The following is a 3,471-nucleotide window of genomic DNA, read 5'->3' as shown; positions in this document are numbered from 1 at the left end:
ATGGTGATAGATGAACCGTTATCCAACTTCAGCGTTACGTCAGAACCGGCCTTGTTGCTCAAGGTCGCGGTGTAGGTGATCTGGCCACCCTCATTGACTGCGCTTGGCGCGGTCAGCGTCACGGTGGTGGTGTTATCAGTACCCGGAGTGTCGGTGACAGTAGTGCTGACCGGCGTTGTACCTGGAACCAGATTTTCGAAGTGCTCACCGCCAGTCACATTAGTAATAGCGGTGGTGACGGTCTGGTCGCCCTTGTACACGTCATCTGGAGCTACAACGGTCACACTGCCGTTTGACTGGTTAACGCCGATGGTAATGGTTTGGCCGTTATCAAGAGTTACGGTCAGCGGATTAGTGAGGTTAGTCACTGCCGCGCCGTTTTTATCCACAAGGCTGGCGGTGTAAACGATGTTGCCGCCTTCGCCAACTGTGGTGGTGGCAGTCAGAACCACATCGACCTTGTCGATGGTGTCGTTAATGGTGGTGGTTGCGCCGTTGCCAGCCACTTCCAGTTTTTCGAAGTTGCCGCCAGTGGTGTCAGTGATCTTGACGGTCTGGGTGCTCTTATCGATGAACACGTCATCGCCAGGCGCCGCAACAGTCACGGAACCAACAGTGTCGCCAGCTTTGATGGTGATGCTCGAACCGTTATCCAGCTTCAGGGTTACATCGGTGCCGGCCTTGTTGCTCAAGGTCGCGGTGTAGGTGATCTGACCACCTTCGTTCACTGCAGACGGAGCTGTCAGTGTCACGGTGGTGGTGTTATCGGTACCCGGAGTGTCAGTTACGGTGGTGCTGACAGGTGTAGTACCAGGCACCAGATTCTCGAAGTGCTCACCGCCAGTCACATTAGTAATAGCGGTAGTGACGGTTTGGTCGCCCTTATACACGTCATCCGGAGCTACAACGGTGACGCTGCCGTTCGACTGATTAACGCCGATGGTGATGGTCTGGCCATTATCCAAAGTCACGGTCAGCGGCTTGGTGATGTTGGTTACCGCATTACCCGACTTGTCGACCAGCGACGCGGTGTAAACGATATTGCCGCCTTCGCCTACTGTGGTGGTGGCGGTGAGGACGATATCCACTTTGTCGATGGTGTCGTTGATAGTCGTAGTCGCGCCGTTGCCTGCAACTTCCAGTTTCTCGAAGTTACCGCCAGTGGTGTCGGTGATCTTGACGGTCTGAGTGCTCTTGTCGATGAATACATCATCGCCAGGTGCTGCAACAGTCACGGAGCCGACGGTATCGCCAGCTTTGATGGTGATGCTCGAGCCGTTATCCAACTTCAGCGTGACGTCAGTACCGGCCTTGTTGCTCAAGGTCGCGGTGTAGGTGATTTGGCCGCCTTCGTTCACTGCAGACGGAGCTGTCAGTGTCACGGTGGTGGTGTTGTCTGTACCCGGCGTGTCGGTGACGGTGGTGCTGACCGGTGTAGTACCTGGAACCAAGTTTTCGAAGTGCTCACCGCCGGTCACATTAGTGATAGCGGTAGTGACGGTTTGGTCGCCCTTATACACGTCATCCGGAGCTACAACGGTAACGCTGCCGTTCGACTGATTAACGCCGATGGTGATGGTCTGGCCGTTATCGAGAGTGACGGTCAGCGGATTGGTGATGTTAGTCACGGCCGCGCCGTTTTTATCCACAAGGCTGGCGGTGTAAACGATGTTGCCGCCTTCACCAACGGTGGTCGTTGCGGTCAGAACCACATCCACTTTGTCGATGGTGTCGTTGATGGTCGTAGCTGCACCATCGCCAGCGACTTCGAGCTTCTCGAAGTTACCGCCAGTCGTGTCAGTGATCTTGACGGTCTGAGTGCTCTTATCGATAAACACGTCATCGCCAGGCGCGGCAACAGTCACGGAGCCGACGGTTTCACCAGCTTTAATGGTGATAGATGAACCGTTATCCAACTTCAGCGTGACGTCAGTACCAGCCTTGTTGCTCAAGGTGGCGGTGTAGGTGATCTGACCACCTTCATTGACTGCGCTTGGCGCGGTCAGCGTGACAGTTGTTGTGTTGTCGGTACCCGGTGTATCGGTGACGGTGGTGCTCACAGGCGTGGTACCTGGCACCAGATTTTCGAAGTGCTCGCCGCCAGTCACGTTAGTGATAGCGGTAGTGACGGTTTGATCGCCTTTGTACACATCATCCGGAGCTACAACTGTGACGTTGCCGCTGGACTGGTTCACTCCGATGGTGATTGTCTGGCCATTATCGAGAGTGACGGTCAGCGGGTTGGTGATGTTAGTCACCGGCGCGCCGTTTTTATCCACAAGGCTGGCGGTGTATATGATGTTGCCGCCTTCACCAACGGTGGTCGTTGCGGTCAGAACCACATCCACTTTGTCGATGGTGTCGTTGATGGTCGTAGTTGCACCATCACCAGCCACTTCCAGTTTTTCGAAGTTGCCGCCAGTGGTGTCAGTGATCTTGACCGTTTGGGTGCTCTTATCGATGAACACGTCATCGCCAGGCGCCGCAACAGTCACAGAGCCAACGGTGTCACCGGCTTTGATGGTGATGGTCGAACCGTTATCGAGTTTCAGCGTTACATCGGTACCCGCTTTATTAGAGAGCGTAGCGGTGTAAGTGATCTGACCGCCTTCGTTCACTGCAGATGGAGCTGTCAGTGTCACGGTGGTGGTGTTATCAGTGCCCGGAGTATCCGTGACAGTAGTGCTAACAGGCGTAGTACCTGGCACCAAATTCTCGAAGTGCTCACCGCCAGTCACATTAGTAATAGCGGTTGTGACGGTCTGGTCGCCCTTGTACACGTCATCAGGAGCTACAACTGTGACGTTGCCGCTGGACTGGTTCACACCGATGGTAATGGTCTGGCCATTATCCAGGGTCACGGTCAACGGGTTGGTGATGTTAGTCACTGCCGCGCCGTTTTTATCCACAAGGCTGGCGGTGTAGACGATGTTGCCGCCTTCGCCAACGGTGGTGGTGGCGGTCAGAACCACATCCACCTTGTCGATGGTGTCGTTGATGGTGGTGGTTGCGCCGTTGCCTGCAACTTCCAATTTCTCGAAGTTACCGCCAGTGGTGTCGGTGATCTTGACGGTCTGAGTGCTCTTATCGATGAACACGTCATCGCTTGGCGCCGCAACAGTCACAGAGCCAACGGTATCGCCAGCTTTAATGGTGATGCTCGAACCGTTATCGAGTTTCAGCGTTACATCGGTACCCGCTTTATTAGAGAGCGTAGCGGTGTAAGTGATCTGACCGCCTTCGTTCACTGCAGACGGAGCTGTCAGTGTCACGGTGGTGGTGTTATCAGTGCCCGGAGTATCAGTGACAGTAGTGCTAACCGGCGTTGTACCTGGAACCAAGTTTTCGAAGTGCTCGCCGCCAGTCACATTAGTGATAGCGGTGGTGACGGTCTGGTCGCCCTTGTACACGTCATCTGGAGCTACAACGGTGACGCTGCCGTTCGACTGATTAACGCCGATGGTGATTGTT

At 54.9% G+C, this 3,471-nt stretch carries 1 protein-coding gene; it reads right to left on the bottom strand.

Annotated features, from left to right (window positions below; translation table 11 throughout):
• A partial coding sequence (locus tag K0H48_RS30720; RefSeq protein ID WP_368862117.1) for a beta strand repeat-containing protein occupies positions 1 to 3,471 on the bottom strand: 3,471 nt, incomplete at both ends.

Origin of the sequence: Pseudomonas sp. Xaverov 259 (genome assembly GCF_019352915.1) — a bacterium.
GTDB lineage: Bacteria > Pseudomonadota > Gammaproteobacteria > Pseudomonadales > Pseudomonadaceae > Aquipseudomonas.
Note: the sequence above shows the minus strand (reverse complement) of the source record. Positions and strands in the feature narration are given on the sequence as shown.